This window comes from Neolewinella marina (genome assembly GCF_002631205.1).
Lineage (GTDB): Bacteria > Bacteroidota > Bacteroidia > Chitinophagales > Saprospiraceae > Neolewinella > Neolewinella marina.
Genome location: NZ_PDLO01000001.1, coordinates 670938 through 686528, shown reverse-complemented (window position 1 = coordinate 686528; position 15591 = coordinate 670938). Strand labels below are relative to the sequence as shown.

Below are 15591 nucleotides of genomic sequence, written 5' to 3'. Positions count from 1 at the left end.
TTCCGCTATGCGAAACAGAATTGCCGTCTGGGGGCGCGACGCCCAGGAAAAACGCGTACTGATTACCATCGAGCTCCAAGTGACCGATAACATCGTACGCATCGAGACCTTCCCCGAGAAAGTCGTGACCGACGAAGTGTACGCCGCCTTCATGGACAAGTGGCGGAAAGGAGAGGAGGTCGAACTCCCGGAACCGGACCGGGTCATCGCCCGGGAACTCAGCGTCTCGGAATCCCTGCTCCCCGACGACCTGCGGGCCGAGCAGACCGACATGATCCTGCGGGCCCAGACCGAATGGCACTTCCACGTCCTCAGCGAAAAGCTGGCCCAGAACTACCGCAGCGAACTCGCCGAAATCGAGGACCGCATCGAGCGGGCCGGAGCCTACAGCGGTGAACTGTGGAACCAAGCCAAGGCCTTCTGGCAGAAGGTACAGGGGCAGCTCCAGGACAAGACACTGATGCGCGAGCAGGGCAACGAGCTGCGCAAGCGCTCCGACGCCGTCTTTGCCCGCCTGAAGGAACTCCGTCAGGCCGTCAACGCCCAGTACGAAGCCGAGTCGGCCAAGCAAAAGGAGAAGTTCGGTAAGCTGCTGGAGGACCTGGAGACCCGCATCAACGAGGGTACCCACCTGAACAAAGTGTTCCAGGAACTGCGGGAAGTACAGCGGAAGTTCCACGGCGTCAAGTTCACCAAAGAGGACCGCGACGCCATCTACGGCCGCATTGACGCGGCCTTCAAGTCCGTCAAGGAAAAGCGCGGCCAGGGCGGCGGCGCCGAAAAAGCGGCCGGTGGCGGTGCCCTCGGGCGCAACGAAGCCCGCTACCAGGGTCTGATGAAGGCGATGGAACGGATGCGCAAGAGCATCAGCCGGGATGAGGAGGACCTCAAGTTCGAGCGCCGCCGCATCGAGCGTACCGACGGACAGCTCGAGGCCCAGATCCGCCAAGCCAAGATCGTTATGATCGAAAGCCGCATCGCCAGCAAGAACGACAAGCTGGCCGATATGGTGAAGACCCAGACCATGCTGGAAGGGCGCATCGAAAAGGACAAGAAGCGGGCGGAGAAGGAGGCCCGGAAGGCCGCCGAGCGGCAGGCCAAGGCAGCTGCCAAGGCCAAGATCGCCGCCTCCATGGCCGAGAGCAACCTCAGTCCCGAGGAAAAGGCAAAGCTGGAAGCCGCCGCCGCAGCCATCAAGGCCGGCAAGAAGCAGGCGAAGGCCGACCGCAAAGACATGAAAGCCGCGCCTCCGGGCGACCTGGTGGCCAACTTCGCGGCCCTGAGCCAGGTACTGGCAGGGGAAGTACACGTGCCCCGTAAGCAGCGCACGGCAGCCCCCTCCCTGCTTGATCAGGCCACGGCCAAGATTGACCAGGCGGTCGACGTAGCCGAGCACGAAGTACAGAAGGTGGTCGACACCGTCAAGGCCACGGCACAGGTACTGAAAGAAGAAGAATAGGCTTCTCTCCTCCGCCGGGCCCGGTCACTAGAACTCGAAGAGGGTATTGGCCGTACCCGGCGGGGTAGCCCCGATGTGGTAATACGCCTTCTCCGTGGCCTGTCGGCCGCGGGGCGTCCGCATGAGGTAGCCCTCCATAATCAGGAAGGGCTCGTGTACCTCCTCGATGGTTCCGGTTTCCTCCCCGACGGCGGTGGCGATGGTCGACAGGCCAACCGGCCCGCCCTTGAACTTGTGGATGATGGCGTCTAGGATTTTGTTGTCCATTTCGTCCAGTCCGCCCTCGTCCACGTTCAGGGCCGCAAGCCCGTAGTCGGCGATCTCCTTGTCGATGGTACCGTTGCCCTTGACCTGGGCAAAATCGCGGATCCGCCGCAAGAGGGCGTTGGCGATCCGTGGGGTGCCCCGGCTGCGGCGGGCAATTTCCTGGGCACCGTCGTCGGTGATCGGCATATTAAGGATATCGCAGGAGCGCTTGATGATCTTCACCAGCGTGGCTACGTCGTAGTAGTCCAGCAGGCAGTTGATGCCGAAGCGAGCGCGCATGGGGGCCGTCAGCAGTCCCATGCGAGTGGTAGCTCCCACCAGGGTAAAGGGGTTCAGGGAGATCTGCACGGAGCGGGCGTTGGGGCCGCTGTCGATCATGATGTCGATGCGGAAATCCTCCATGGCGGAGTAGAGGTACTCTTCTACAACGTTGTTCAGGCGGTGGATCTCGTCGATGAAGAGCACGTCGCCCTCGTTCAGGTTGGTCAGCAGCCCGGCCAGGTCGCCGGGCTTCTCCAGTACGGGGCCGCTGGTCAGCTTGAGCTCAGCCCCCAGCTCATTGGCGATGATGTGGCTCAGGGTGGTCTTGCCCAGCCCCGGAGGGCCGTGGAGGAGCACGTGGTCGAGCGAGTCGCCCCGCTGGACGGCGGCCTGGATAAACACCTTGAGGTTATCTACGATTTTGGGCTGCCCGCTGAATTCACTCAGGCTGTCGGGCCGCAGGGCGCGTTCCATGGCTCCATCCTCCGGAGAAAGACGGGCGGCGGTAGGGTTAAGATGCTCGTTCATACCCGCGCAAGATACAGAACATTTTGTGGCAAAATAACAAAGATGCTGCGGTTTGCGAGGCGGCCGGCAAAGGTGGGGGAGTGGGGTGTCGGGTCACACCAATTCATCCTCGATCATGGGGTAGGTATTCTCTAGTTTACTATGCAGTGTGGCGCCTCCCGCTGGGGCCCTCAGGCCTGGCTAGTGGCGTATTCCAAAGATAGAAGGCAGAAAAAGGATTGGGCAAGGACACTTTTCACCCCCGTGTTCCGGGGAAAAGTGGCGGACAATTGCCGAAAATACCAGATAACCTGCTGATAATCCGGAGGATAGGAGTGGGGTAAAATGAGAAAAGGCCAACTTGCTAAGCAAGCTGACCTTCTCACGTGGTGTCGGGATGACTGGATTCGAACCAGCGGCCCCACGCCCCCCAGGCGTGTGCGCTACCGGGCTGCGCCACATCCCGAACTCTTCTTATGGGTGGTCGATACTGGATTCGAACCAGTGACCTCTGCAATGTCAATGCAACGCTCTAAACCAACTGAGCTAATCGACCCTGTAAAGCTAAGCGGCTGCAAATATACAACTACGGCAGAGAGCACAAAAAGTTCTCGCCAATATTTTTCCTTTTTAAGCCTGTGCGGTGGGCGTAAAGGAAGTCGGGGGAAACTGGGGGCCGTTTCCGCCGCTGCTGTTGTTGATTACGCCGAACTGCCGTTCGTACTTCTGTACGTTGTCGGCCAGGGCCGCCAGCAGGCGCTTGGCGTGCTCGGGCGTCAGGATGACCCGGCTTTTCACCTTCGCTTTCGGGGCGTTGGGCACGATGCGTACGAAGTCGACCACGAACTCCGAGCTGGAGTGGGTGATGATGGCCAGGTTGGAGTACACGCCTTCGGCAATGTCCTCCGGCAGGTCGATACTGAGTTGGTTCTGTGGTTTTTTGTTGTCCTCTGCCATTGCTCATGTTATGGCCCGCGGCCGGGGGGCCGCGGGCGGTCGGTTATTTCTTCTTGGCCGGCGCCGCCTTGCGCTTGGCGGGGGCTTTCTTTTTCGGGGCGGCTTTCTTGGCCTTCGACTTGAAGGCGTTGGGCACCTGCTCCTCGATGATCTTCTTGACCTCCTCCAGCGAGAGTTCCGCCGCCTGTTCTCGGGTCATTTTCTTCCCGTCGACGGTGGGCAGCTTCAGCGACTTCTTCTTGAAGCGGATGAACGGACCCCAGCGGCCCTGTTCCACGTCGATTTTATCCTCCTCAAAGCGCTGGATGTAGCGATTGGCCTCTTTCTCCTCCTTGGCCTGTATCAGCTCGGTCATTTCGTCCTTGCTGAGGTTGTCGGGGTTGTAGCGCTTGGGAATGTTGACGAACATGCCGTTCCACTTCAGGAAGGGGCCGAAGCGGCCCTCGCCCTGGGTCACCGGCAGTCCCTTGTAGGTCATCACCGGCTCGTCGGCCTTCTTCTTGGCCGCAACGAGTGCCTTGGCGTCGCTGAGGGTGGTGGAGTGGGGGTCGTCGCCTTTCGGCAGGCTGATAAAGTCGTCGCCCCAGCGGATGTAGGGGCCGAAGCGACCGATGCCCACGGCCGTCTCCCGGCCGTCGATCTCACCCAGCACCTTCGGCAGGTCGAACAGGGGTAGGGCGGTGCCCAGGTCGATCTCTTCCATGCTGACGCCGGCCGGCAGGTTGGCGTAGCGCGGTTTTTCGTCGGGCACGAGTTCGTCGGGGGCACCGAGCTGCACGACCGGGCCATTACGGCTCAGGCGCACCAGCACCGTCTTGCCCGTGGCCGGATCGTTACCCAGGATACGCTCACCGGTGACACGGTCGGCGCTTTCCGTGGTTTCCTCCACGTTTTCGTGGAAGGGGAGGTAGAAATCCTCCAGCATCTGGGTCCAGGTCACCCGGCCTTCGGCTACTTCATCGAACTTGTCCTCGATCTCCGCGGTGAAGCGGTAGGTCATGACGCGTTCGAAGTGTTCATCGAGAAAGTCGCTCACCGCCATCCCAATATCGCTGGCGAAGAGGCGGTTCTTGACCGCTCCCGTGATCTCGGTCTTGGTTTCGCTGCTGATGTTTCCCTCTTGGAGCGTGAGCACCTCGTAGGGGCGTTCCTCGCCGTCGCGGTTCTCGCGGGTGACGTAGCCCCGCTTGGGGTCCATGATCTTGGAGACGGTAGGGGCGTAGGTAGAAGGCCGGCCGATGCCGAGCTCTTCCAGTTTCTTGACCAGGCTGGCCTCGGTATAGCGGACCGGCGGGCGGGTGAAGCGCTGGGTAGCGGTCATTTCCCGCAGGGGCAGAATTTGTCCCTTGGTCAGGGGGGGCAGGATGCCGCCGGTGGTTTCGTCTTCTTCATCGTCGTCGTTGCTTTCGATGTAGAGCTTGAGGAAGCCGTCGAATTTCAGCACCTCACCCTGGGCACGCAGCCGGGCGTCGGGGGCCTTATCGATGGCGATGTTGACGGTCGTCTTCTCCAGCTCGGCGTCGGCCATCTGGCTGGCCATGGTGCGCTTCCAGATCAGCTCGTAGAGCCGCTGTTCGTCGCGGTCGCCCTGGGTAATGCTGTGGCGGTCCACGTAGCTGGGACGAATGGCCTCGTGGGCCTCCTGGGCGTCCTTCTTTTTACTCTTGAAGCGGCGCACCTTGCTGTACTGGGCACCGTATTCCTTGGTCACCTCCTTTTCGATGGACTGCAGGGCGGTTTCGGAAAGGCTGATGCTGTCGGTACGCATGTAGGTGATGAGGCCCGCCTCATACAGGCGCTGGGCCGTACGCATGGTACGCTCCACATTCATGTAAAGCTTGCGGCTGGCCTCCTGCTGCAGGGTAGAGGTGGTGAAGGGCGGGGCCGGCTTGCGCTTGGCGGGCTTCACCTCGATGTCGCTGATGCTGAATTCAGCCCCTACGCAGCGCTTCAAAAAGGCCTCGGCACCTTCCCGGTCGTCGAAACGGTCGGGGGAATCTGCCTTGAGCTCAACTTCCTTACCCTGCTCGTTGCGCACGGTGAAAATGGCGTTCACCCGGAAGAAGGGCGTCGCCTCGAAGTTCATGATCTCGCGCTCCCGTTCCACGACCAATTTCACGGTCACGGACTGCACGCGTCCGGCGCTGAGGCCGAACTTGACCTTCTTCCAGAGGACACCGGAGAGCTCGTAGCCCACCAGCCGGTCGAGTACCCGCCGCGCCTGCTGGGCGTTGACGAGGTTTACGTCGACGGTGCGCGGGTTGTTGATGGCCGCCTTGATGGCCGGGGGGGTGATCTCGCGGAAAACGATCCGCTTGGTGGAGTCTACGGGCAGTTTGAGCACTTCGCAAAGGTGCCAGCTGATGGCTTCTCCTTCGCGGTCTTCGTCCGTTGCGAGCCAGACGGTGTCCACCTTGCTAACGGCGGCCTTGAGTTCCTTGACCACCTTCCGCTTCTCCGGGGAGACGACGTACTTGGTGGCGAAATTGCGGGATACGTCTACGGCTCCGTCACCCTTGTCGAGGTCACGTACGTGGCCGAAAGATGATTTAACGGTATAGTCCTTTCCTAGGATTTTCTCTATGGTCTTCGCTTTGGCGGGAGACTCGACAATCAGTAAATTCTTTGACATATAGTTGGTGCTTCCTCTAGGATTACGGTTCTAGGCGGCAATAAGTTGTTCGGCCTGCAGGCGAAGTGCGTTTTTCGTATCGGCGTCGGAGAGCTCGTCCCCCGACAGCAGGTTCTCAACCCCCGAAATGGGCAGTCGGTTGGGCAGGACCCAGGCGCCCATGTGGGCAAAAACATCGGCGAGGTGGTCCATGCCCCGGAGGTTGCCGGCGCGGCCGGAGGCTACTCCGATCAGGGCTACGTGCTTGCCGTTGAAGTTGCCGGCGTAGTCCAGCACGGAAATCCCGTCGAGGAAAAGTTTGAGCACCCCGGGGTAGCTGCCGTTGTACTCCGGCACGAAGACGGCGAACTTGCGGGTGGGCTGTATATACTCCCGCTGCAGGTCGTGCAGCCGCGGGTCGCCGGGTTTTCCGGTGTACATCTCCTCCTGTACGTAGCCATGGTGGATGTCGGCCAGGTCCAGCAGGCGGGGCGACTGCCCCAGTTCATCCAGGATACTGACGAAGTAATCGGCAAACAGCCGGGTACGGCTTTCAGGACGGTTGGTACCGGAAATGACGGTGATCATAGCAGCGGGCATTAGGCAGTGCAAACGTAGCATAAAATTGTCGACTCGCTTCCGGGGTGCATGCACGGCACCTGCGGCCGCGCCCCCCAAAACGAACAACGCCCCGCTTCGGTGAGGAAGCGGGGCGTTGATTCACGGTTGGTTGGAAAAGACGCTTAGCAGTTGCAGCAGTCGTTCTGTTCCAGGGCGGTATTGCGGTCGATCTCGCGCTGGGGCAGGGGCCAGACGTGGTCACAGGCATCGTAGCCGCCGGGGCCGAAGATCTCCAGGGCGCGTCCCATGCGGCGCACGTCCCAGAGGCGGTGGCCACTTTCCAGGGCCAGCTCCACGAAACGCTCCTGCAGGATGGCGTCCTCGAAGTTATTGGCGTTCAGCTCGATGTCGTCCAGGCCGGCACGCTCGCGGACCATGTTGATCATCTCGGTAGCGGTGTCGAAGTCACCCAGGCGGGCCGAAGCTTCGGCGATGATGAGGACCATCTCCGCTCCGCGGATGAAGCGGATGGGGTCGGTCTGCGAGCCGGAAGCCAGGTTGAAGTCGTCGTACTTGATGCCGTAGACTACACCGTCGAGTTCAGCGATGGTCTGGTCCTTGCGCAGGTCACTCGGCTCGAAAGCGTTGATCAGCTCGCTGGAGGGCGAGATGCTGAGGCGGCCGTTGAGGGCGGAAGGAGCGTAGAAGAAGGCCAGGCTGTTGCCGTCGGTGGAGCTGTACTTCAGGAACCAGATCTCGTCCTCCATGTAGGGGATGCTGGTCAGGTCGTAGTCCTCACCGATCGCCAGGGTGGCGTAGTTGAGGGCGTCCTGCCACCGCTCCTGGTAGAGGGCGACGCGGGCCAGCAGCGCGTTGGCGGCGGCCTTGGTCATGCCGAGGGTCAGGTTGTCCTGCAGGTTGGCAGCGGCAAACTCCAGGTCGGAAATGATCTGGGCGTATACGGCCGAAGCGGGATCCTTGGGAACGTTCAGCTCCTCGCCTACGCCCCGGGTGGGAGTGAGGATGAGGGGCACATCACCCCAGCCCAGTACGAGCTCCAGGTAAGCAAAGGCGCGGCCGAAGCGGGCCTCGGCCAGGATGCTGTTGCGGAAAGCGTCGTCGCTCAGGGTCGGGTCTTCCACACTGGGCAGGATCTCGAGGATGTTATTCGCTACGTTGATCGTGTAGTAGTGGGAGGAGAACATGCCGGCCAGGGTCGAGTTGCCGGTCTGCACGCTGTAGATGTCGAACTCTTCCCGGGTGGGGAAGGTGCCGGTCCAGTCGGCTTCGTCGCTGTAGTACTGGTAGCCGGCCAGGTGGCGGTCGAAGCTGTTGTCCTGCAGGGCGTCGTAGACACCGGCGCGAGCGGCGCGGGCCGAGGTGGCGTCGGTGATGGCGGCCTCCGCGGGGACGGCGTCGATGGGGTCGATGGCATCCATATCGAAGTAGTCACACGAGGTGAACCCGACCAGGAAGACCAGCCAGATGAGGCTGTTATATTGCTTTAACATAATTGTAATTTGAGTTCTTTGGAGTGAAAGACTAGAGCCCGATGTTGATGCCAAATTCAACCGTACGTCCCACGGGGGAGGTCAGGAAGTCGGTACCGAGGGCTACGTTGGAGTCACCGAAGGCGTTTACCTCGGGGTCAAACCAGCTGTAGTCGGTCCAAGTGATCAGGTTCGTGCCACGAACGTAGAGGCGCAGGGCGCGGAAGTTGATGGCGTCGAGAACGCTGCTCGGCAGGTTGTAGGAGAAGGTGGCGGTCTTCAGGCGTACGAACGATCCGTCCTCGACGAAGCGGTCGCTGTCCTGACGGTTGTTACTGGCGCCGGAGCCGCCGGTGATGCGGGGGAAGACGTTGCCGTCTCCTTCCTCACGCCAGGCGTTCTCGTAGGCCCGTACGGTGGGGGCGAATACGCTGTTAAGACCTTCGGCGAAGGCGAGGTTGTTGTTGTACACCTCGTTGCCCAGGTTGAACTGGAAGAAGAACGACAGGCCGAAGTTTTTGTAGTTCAGCTTGTTGTCAACACCACCAGTGAAGTCGGGCAGGGCGTTGCCGATGAAGGTACGGTCGTCGTCGTTGATGATGCCGTCGCCGTTCTGGTCCACGAAGCGGATGTCGCCGGGGGCAACACCGGTCTGGTAGTCACGGTCGTCGTTCAGGGCGTTGACGGCGTCGATCTCGGCCTGGTTCTGGAAGATACCGTCGGTCTCGTAGCCGAAGAAGCTGCCGATGGGCTGGCCGACGGCCAGGCGGGTAGCGAAGCCAAAGTCCTGGGGCTGGTCTTCGTAGAGGGAGAGTACCTCGTTCTTGTTCACGGCACCGAAGAGGGTGGTGGTCCAGTCGAAGTCGGTCTGCTGCACGTTGACGAAGGTCAGCGAGGCCTCAACGCCGACGTTGCGCATGTCGCCGATGTTCTGGGGAACGACGGAGAATCCGGAGGTGGTCGGGATGGGGCGGTTCAGGATCAGGTCGGAGGTGTTCTTGACGTAGAAGTCGACGGTGGCTCCGATGCGGTTGTCGAGGAAACCGGCGTCAACACCGATGTCGAACTGAGCGGTGCTTTCCCAGATCAGGTCGGGGTTGCCGATCTGCGAGGGTACGATACCGGGGGCATCCAGGTAGGTAGCGCCACCGGCGTAGAGCTGGCGGGTGGTGAAGTTGCCGATGTTGTTGTTACCGGTCAGGCCGAAGCTGGTGCGCAGCTTGAGCAGGTCGATGTTGCCGAGGTTTCCGCCATTGGCGAAGTTGTAGCCGGCGGCCACGCCGGGGAAGATGCCCCAGCGGTCGTTGATGAAGCGGCTGGAACCGTCGGCGCGTACCGAACCGGAGAGGTAGAAGCTGCTGCCGAAATTGAAGTTGACGTTGGCGATGTAGCTGTGCAGTACGTCACCCGACAAATCACCGGTTACGGAGGAGGGGTTGGCGGCGGCGTCGGCGCTGGGGAAGTTGTTGGTCGGTACGTCGTTGGTGACGAAGTAGTTACGAACGATATCGTCCCGCTGGAAAATGGCACCGGCAACGGCCGTGAACTGGGTGGTTCCGAAGGAACCGTTGTAGTTCATGGTGTACTCGTTGATCAGGCGGGTGTTGGTGGTCGATCCTTCGGCAATCTGTCCGTTGGCGCTCGACTGCAGGGTGCTGGGCTCGAATACCTTCTCGCGGATGCTGGCAATGTCGGCGCCGAGTTTGGCGGTGAACGACAGCTCGTTGAGGATGTAGTAGGTAGCCGCTACGTTACCGATAAGGCGGTTGGTGATCAGGCGGTTCTGGTACTCAGTGGTCGCCGCGATGGGGTTCTCCAGGCCGAAGACCGAACCGAAGGTGCCATCAGCGTTGCGGATGGGAACGGTGGGGGGCAGCAGGATAGCCGAAGAAGTGGCGCCGTAGATGTTGTTGTCGTTCTGGATCAGCTTGTTGTTGCTGTTCGTGTAGCCCAGGTTGAAGCTGGTGACCATCTTGTCGGTGGGGTTGTGGCTCAGGTTCAGGCGGGTGCTGTAGCGGCGGAACCGGGTGCCGTTCAGGGCGCCCTGGTTGTCGTCGTAGCTGAGGGCCGTGTAGAACTTGGTCTTGGCGTCACCACCCGACATGGAGACGTCAGTGCTCAGGATGGGGTTGCGGTCGTAGATCAGGTCCTGCCAGTTGTTGTACACGCTGGTGTCCAGGCCCGAGCTAAGGGCGCTGATGTTACGGGTTCCGTAACGCTCCTCGATGTAGTCGGTGTAGCCTTTGTTGTCAACCACGTCGATCAGCTTGATGGGCTCGTTGAAGCCGTAGGAGCTGTTGATGTCGAACTTGGTCTTGCCGGCCTTACCCGACTTGGTGGTGATGAGGACAACACCGTTGGCAGCGCGGCTACCGTAGATGGCGGTGGTGGAGGCGTCCTTCAGGATTTCCATCGACTCAATGTCGGAGGGGTTGATGTCGGCCAGGGCGTTGGCTCCCTGTCCGCCGATGCCCGTTTGGGCAAAGTCGCCGGAGATAACCGGTACCCCGTCCACTACGAACAGGGGCTCGTTGGAGGCGGTGATGGAGGTAGAACCCCGAACGCGGATGTTGTAGCCGGCACCGGGGGCACCGCTGCTCTGCTGTACAACAACACCGGCGGCGTTACGGAGGGCCGACTGAACGGTCGATCCGGCCTGCACGTCGATGTCCTCAGCGCTGATGGAGGATACCGAGCCTACCAGGTCCTTCCGCTTGACGGGGGAGTAGCCGATAACGAGTACCTCATCGAGGCCAATGCCGTCTTCCGTGAGGATGATCTGGTAATCAGTCTGACCTTCCAGCAGATTCACCACCTGTCCGGAGAATCCGGTGTAGGAGATGGTCAGCGATTTGGCGACCGGCGGAACGGCGAGAGAGAAGTTGCCGTCGATGTCGGTTACGGTACCGGTAGACGTACCGGTTACCAGCACGGTAGCGCCGATGAGGCCCATTCCGGACTCATCCACCACCGTACCGGTGATTTGCTGCGCGTGCAGGGCGCTGACACTCCCCAGGAGGAGCACCCACACAATTAGTTTAAATGACTTCATACTGTGGTTTGATTAGTAAAAAATGGTTGATTGGGTCCGGGGAATGATCCGCAATTTTGTTCGGATGGACGCCGGGGTGGAGAAATAAAAACACGTTTACGTAATGCCCTCCAAATAACTTTTTCAGGCGGCAAAACGCTGCCCGGGAATTTTCTGGGTAACGGCAATTGTCGGGACAACTACCAGGCCGCAAATATATAAAAAGGGATTTGCCGAATCTCGCTTATCTAAGATTTGGTTGTTTTGCGACCGGCAAAACGGAGGAGATTTTCGGCGGTGTCCGCGTTCAGACAGTTCGCTGACGTCAATCCGCCCTTGCGGGCCGCCACGGTCCCCCAGTGAATGTCGTCGATGCCCCCCGTGCTGTGGGCGTCGGGGTTAATACTGATCGCTACGCCCCGCTCGGTGGCGTAGGGAATCCACGACCAGTCGAGGTCCAGGCGGTAGGGGTTGGCGTTCAGTTCGATGGCCACGCCGTGCTCGGCGCAGGCGTCGATCACCCGCTTGTGGTCGATGGGGTAGCCCTCCCGGCTCAGCAGCAGGCGGCCGGTGGGGTGTCCGAGAATGGTGGTGTGGGGATTGGCAATGGCGGCGAGCAGTCGTTGGGTGGCCCGCTCCTCGTCCATGTTGAGGTTGCTGTGGATGGAGGCAATAACTATCTCAAAACCAGCGAGTAAGTCCGCGTCGTAGTCCAGGCTGCCATCGGAGAGGATGTCGCACTCCGTCCCCTTGATGATGCGGAAAGGGGCCAGTTCCGCGTTGAGGGCGTCGATCTCCGCCCATTGCTCGCGCACCCTCTCGGGCTTGAGCCCATTGGCGTAAAAAGCCGCCTGGGAGTGGTCGGAAATCACGATGTACTCGTAGCCCTTGTCGCGGGCGGCCACGGCCATCTCCCGCAGGGAGTAGATGCCGTCGCTGTAGGTGGTGTGGGTGTGGACCACCCCGCGGATGTCCTTGGCGGTGATGAATTCCGGCAGCGGAGTGGTTGCCGAAGCAGCGGGCAGGATCCAGTCACCTTCCCGCAGTTCCGGGGCGATCCACTGCACCTGCGCCCGCGCGAAGACGTCCTCCTCCGCGGGTAATCCGCTGAAATCGATCTCCGGAAATTGCGCCACGAAGGCCCGCAAGAAATCCGGGCTCCCGGTATACCGGAATTGTTTGCTTCCGAAATTATCCGGGATACAGTGATATAGGGTTACCGGCATTTCGTCGACCTCCGCGCGGGTCATCTCATTGTCAGTTTCTTTCACGTTTAGTCCGGGAATTTTGGCGACAAGCGCGGGTGCCAGGGTCGTCAATAATTCCAGGTGAGAGAGGGTGGGGCAGCCGCGCCGCAGGGCGCCCGTGGTCTCAAAGCGCTCGCCCGGGTGCAGGTCGCGCAGTTGCTCCAGCAGGGCTGCGCCGGCCAGGGCCGCGGTGGGGTAGAGAAAGCGTCCGCGGCTCTTCTGGAGGAACTCCAGTTTATGCTTCAGGGTCTCCTGGGTCTTCAGTCCGAACCCCTTCAGTTCCACCAGGCGGTTTTCGTTGATGGCGTAGAGTAGTTGGCCTACCGTAGTGACGCCCAGTCCGTCCCACACCGCCTTCACCTTTTTCGGACCGAAACCGCTGATGTTAAGCATCTCACGTACGCCCTCCGGAGTCTGAGCGCGCCACTTTTCCAGGGTTTCCATCCGGCCGGTGGTAGCCAGTTCGTGGATCTTTTCGGCGATGGCCTTGCCCACCCCTTCCAGCTTCTGCAGCTCCTCGAGGGTCATCGCGGCCAGGTCGCGGTCTTCCTTCCGCAGCTTGTTGTAGGCGTTGGTGTACGAGCGGATCTTGAAGGGGTTGTCGCCGTGCAGCTCCATGAGCTTACCCAGTTCACGGAAATGGCGGGCGATCTCGGGGTTGGTCATGGGGCGAAGGTAGCTAGCCTCGGGGGACTTGGTTCGCGGGGTGGGGCGACACCTTGTCAGACATCGGATGTCTGACGTATTGTCAGTTCTTAAAGCCAGTGTAGACAAGGTCTTCAAGCATGACTTTTTGTCAAACATCCGATGTCTGACAAAAAGGCCGAAAAACCTCCTTAACCATCAATCATCGAAGGAATCATCGAAGCCGCGGTAGGGTAGGCAAAGACCATCCGTTTCAGCTCGCGGATCGGGATCTCCTGCCGAATGGCTACGTAGAGAAGATTGATCAGTTCAGAAGCATCCGGACCGAGGAGGTGAGCGCCGACCACCACGCCGCGATCGTCGTCGGTGAAGAGTTTGAACGCGGAAACCGCGGCGTTCCGATGACGGGGATGGAACCAGTCGGTGGATACCTTATAGTGGACGCCGATGTTCCGGGGGGAGGCAGCCGCCTCGGCAGCCGTCATGCCCACGGCCGCCATACCCGGCAGGGCAAAGGCAACGGTCGGGGTGGGGTGGAGTTCGAGCGGACGATCCTTGACTTTAAAGAGATGGTCGGACAAGACGGAAGCAGCGTGGCCGGCCACGGGCGTCAGGGGGAGTCCTACATTGGTGCAGTCCCCGACGGCGTATACGTGGGCGAGATTGGTCTGCAGCTGGTCATTGACTTTGATCCGGCCTTGGTCGTCGGTGTTGATGCCTGCGGCCTCTAGGTTCAGCCGGTCCGTGTTGGGCACCCGCCCGGCGCAGTGAATCACCCGATCCGTGCGAATTTCCGTCCGCCGTCCACCCGCGTCCTCAATGGTGACGACAAAGCGGCCATCATCCGGCCGGACGGCCACCGCCCGACTGTTGAGGTGGTAGGTCATCCCCCGGTCTTCGTCGGCCTGGCGGAGGAGGTCCGTGAGGTCAGGGTCGAATTTTTCCAGGGGCACCGGTCCGCTGGCCACTACCGTGACCCGGCAGCCGAGGGCGTGACTGATGTGGGCCACTTCGGTACCGATGTACCCGGCGCCCACGACGACCATTTCGTCCGGCAATTCTTCCAGGTCCAGAAATTCATCACTCGTCAGCATGTGCTCGTGACCAGGGAAATCCAGTGGGGCCGGCCGCATACCGGTGGCCAGCACGATGGTCTTCCCGCGGAGGTGGACGCCGCCGAAGGACAGGGTGTGGTCATCGACGAAGGAAGCGTAGTCGTCATAAACGTCGATTCCCGCCTCGCGCATGGCGGTCCGGGCCTTCTCAGGCATGGGCTCCGTGAAGGACCGCTTCCAGGCCATCAGGTCAGGCCAGTGGAATCCCGGCGCGGCAGTGAACCCCTTGCCACTGAGTCGCTGTACGCGGTGTACGGCTTCGGCGGCCGCGTGAAGCACCAGTTTGGGGTCGCACCCCCGCAGCGGGCAGGTGCCCCCGTAGGCCCGCCCCTCGGTCATGGCAACCGATCGGCCCGCGCGGGCGGCGGCGGTAGCTACGGATTGTCCGGCCGATCCGGCGCCGACGACCAGGACATCATACTGCTTATCTGACATAGAGTGGAGGTTGGGGAGGGCCTCAGTGGCCGACGGTTGAAGTTGCGTTTTGCAGGATACCGTCGACGATGATCTGGCCGTGGTCGCGGGTGTTCTCGATGAAAAGCTTGCTCGTTTCCCGTCCCGCGCAGGCTACCCCCGCCATGTAGACGCCTGGCAGACTGGTCTCCAGGGTGTTCGGGTCGAACACCGGCTTGCAGCTGTCGTCCTCCTGGATGGGCAGCCCCAGTCGTTCGAACAACTCGTAGTTGGGTTGGTAGCCGGTCATCGCCAGCACGAAATCGTTCTCGAGGACCAGCGGACCATCGGGAGTTCCGAGCACGACCTCGTGGGGGCGGATCTCTTCGGTGGTGGTGTTGAAGTAGGCTTTGATGCTCCCTTCATTGATCCGGTTTTCGATGTCGGGCTTGATCCAGTACTTGACGCGGTCGTAAATGGCGTCGCCGCGGATGGCCATGGTCACTTCCGCTCCCTTGCGCCAGCATTCCAGGGCCGCGTCGCAGGCCGAGTTGGCCGCGCCCACTACCAGCACCTTCTGGCCGATGTATACGTGGGGATCGTCGTAGTAGTGGCGGACCTTCGGCAGGTCCTCCCCGGGGATATCCATCAAACGGGGGGTGTCGTAGAATCCGGTGGCCACGACGACGTTGCGGGTGGCGTATTCCCCCTTGTCGGTGGTGACGCGGTACCCTTCCGTGGCGGGTTCCATCCGCAGTACTTCTTCGTACAGTTTGAGATTGAGCCGAAAGCTCTGCACCAGCCGCCGATAGTATTCCAGGGCTTCCGAGCGGGTGGGCTTGTCCTGGTGGCTGATGAAGGGGGTGTCCTGGATCTCCAGCTTCAGCGAGGTGCTGAAGAAGGTCATATTGACGGGGAAGTGGTAAAGGCTGTTAGCGATTACTCCCTTTTCGACAACGAGGTAGTTCAGTCCGGCGCGCTTGGCGCTGATGGCCACGTTGATGCCCGAAGGGCCGCCACCGATGATGAGCAAGTCTAACATGGGGT

Annotated in this window: 10 protein-coding genes and 2 tRNA genes; 1 reads left to right on the top strand and 11 read right to left on the bottom strand. The window is 60.9% G+C overall.

All coding sequences use genetic code 11. The features are described from left to right. Nucleotides 1–7 precede the first annotated feature (7 nt). The gene (locus tag CGL56_RS02745) at nt 8–1459 is read left to right on the top strand and encodes a hypothetical protein (RefSeq protein ID WP_099104960.1); all 1452 of its coding nucleotides are present in this window, start codon (nt 8–10) and stop codon (nt 1457–1459) included. 27 nt (nt 1460–1486) lie between these two features. Here the strand turns inward: CGL56_RS02745 and ruvB are convergent, their stop codons facing one another. The 11 genes from ruvB to CGL56_RS02690 all read right to left on the bottom strand — a co-directional run bounded on the left by ruvB (nt 1487) and on the right by CGL56_RS02690 (nt 15586). Continuing rightward, nucleotides 1487–2515, bottom strand: coding sequence for a Holliday junction branch migration DNA helicase RuvB (gene ruvB / locus CGL56_RS02740; protein ID WP_099104959.1), 1029 nt, complete (start codon nt 2513–2515; stop codon nt 1487–1489). 371 nt (nt 2516–2886) lie between these two features. Continuing rightward, nucleotides 2887–2960: transfer RNA gene (locus tag CGL56_RS02735), tRNA-Pro, on the bottom strand. A 15-nt stretch (nt 2961–2975) separates the two neighbouring features. After that, a tRNA-Val gene (locus CGL56_RS02730) sits at nt 2976–3050 on the bottom strand. Between the two features lie 74 nt (nt 3051–3124). Then, nucleotides 3125–3451 carry a DUF3467 domain-containing protein gene (locus CGL56_RS02725; RefSeq protein ID WP_099104958.1) on the bottom strand — a complete coding sequence of 109 codons (327 nt, stop codon included), beginning with the start codon at nt 3449–3451 and terminating at the stop codon, nt 3125–3127. Nucleotides 3452–3494: 43 nt separating this feature from the next. After that, nucleotides 3495–6083 (bottom strand): type I DNA topoisomerase, encoded by a 2589-nt coding sequence (topA, locus tag CGL56_RS02720; protein ID WP_099104957.1) that lies wholly within the window; start codon nt 6081–6083, stop codon nt 3495–3497. A gap of 30 nt (nt 6084–6113) precedes the next feature. Continuing rightward, nucleotides 6114–6650 carry an NADPH-dependent FMN reductase gene (locus tag CGL56_RS02715; protein ID WP_167641510.1) on the bottom strand — a complete coding sequence of 179 codons (537 nt, stop codon included), beginning with the start codon at nt 6648–6650 and terminating at the stop codon, nt 6114–6116. 155 nt (nt 6651–6805) lie between these two features. Beyond that, nucleotides 6806–8134, bottom strand: a complete 1329-nt coding sequence (locus CGL56_RS02710; RefSeq protein WP_099104955.1) for a RagB/SusD family nutrient uptake outer membrane protein — start codon at nt 8132–8134, stop codon at nt 6806–6808. A 31-nt stretch (nt 8135–8165) separates the two neighbouring features. Continuing rightward, nucleotides 8166–11165 carry a SusC/RagA family TonB-linked outer membrane protein gene (locus CGL56_RS02705; RefSeq protein WP_099104954.1) on the bottom strand — a complete coding sequence of 1000 codons (3000 nt, stop codon included), beginning with the start codon at nt 11163–11165 and terminating at the stop codon, nt 8166–8168. Nucleotides 11166–11392: 227 nt separating this feature from the next. Further along, nucleotides 11393–13057: a DNA polymerase/3'-5' exonuclease PolX gene (locus CGL56_RS02700; protein WP_099104953.1), complete on the bottom strand. Its 1665-nt coding sequence runs from the start codon at nt 13055–13057 to the stop codon at nt 11393–11395. A 170-nt stretch (nt 13058–13227) separates the two neighbouring features. Next, complete coding sequence (locus CGL56_RS02695) at nt 13228–14586, bottom strand: dihydrolipoyl dehydrogenase family protein (RefSeq protein WP_099104952.1); 1359 nt, start codon at nt 14584–14586, stop codon at nt 13228–13230. 22 nt (nt 14587–14608) lie between these two features. Then, entirely contained in the window at nt 14609–15586 is a 978-nt protein-coding gene (locus CGL56_RS02690; protein ID WP_099104951.1) for a YpdA family putative bacillithiol disulfide reductase, read from the bottom strand. Between the last annotated feature and the right edge of the window lie 5 nt (nt 15587–15591).